Here is a 763-nt window from a genome sequence, read left to right as displayed (position 1 = left end):
AAGCTGATTCTGCCACTTTGTCCTCTCACCCAAGGTCTGCTGCCAATGTTGGGCACTATACTTGTTTGACTAGTTTTGGTAGATACAGTGACCCTACCAGGATTGTTCTTGTACAGGTTGGTTTGCTCGGTGTCCGTCGAAGGGTGGTGAACTCCCCAGATGTAAAGCTTCGCATAATCACCGTTGTTTACTTTTGTCAAATTCTGGAGAGGGTATGCATTCCCGTCTGACTTCACGAGCCAATTCAGCCTGTTAAAGAAATCGTTCACATTTGCTCTCTTGCAGGCCCCAGATTTGCCATTTTGCTTCACGGTGCTCCATTGGAATTCTTCAGCAATGAACTCGAATTTCCCATTGTTGGCGAGTATGCTCCTTAGGCTCTGATAATCTGGCACATCAAATGGATAACAAGTGTCCACCGCATTGGGCCTTTCTATGAAAATGTCCCATTCAGCACCATTCAAATGGTCACATCCTGGGCTTCCCAAGGCCCCATTGATGATATCACAGGTCTGACCATCGACTAGTCTTAGAGGACTCGGGCATAGTTCTGGGAGGTTCTGTGATTCTACCAGTTCCTGTGCAGTGACCACTTCCACTTGATCATCAGTGAGGGTCTTTACCATAGTCCCATTTGCCACAGCATGATGTCCCATGCATATCACAGGGTTTCCTGTGTAGTTTTGAGAAGAACTCTCTGCAATAAGCAGAAACAAAATCACAATTGATAGCATTGTTTCCCCTGCTTTTGCTGATCACGCGT

Annotated in this window: 1 protein-coding gene; it reads right to left on the bottom strand. The window is 46.3% G+C overall.

The genetic code is table 11. The features are described from left to right. Positions 1–734: hemagglutinin (locus AN957_RS26520; protein WP_156341187.1), on the bottom strand; the 734-nt coding region annotated here is incomplete at its 3' end. Positions 735–763 lie beyond the last annotated feature (29 nt).

This window comes from Cytobacillus solani (assembly GCF_001420595.1).
In the GTDB taxonomy this organism is placed as follows: Bacteria; Bacillota; Bacilli; order Bacillales; family Cytobacillaceae; genus Cytobacillus; species Cytobacillus solani.
Note: the sequence above shows the minus strand (reverse complement) of the source record. Positions and strands in the feature narration are given on the sequence as shown.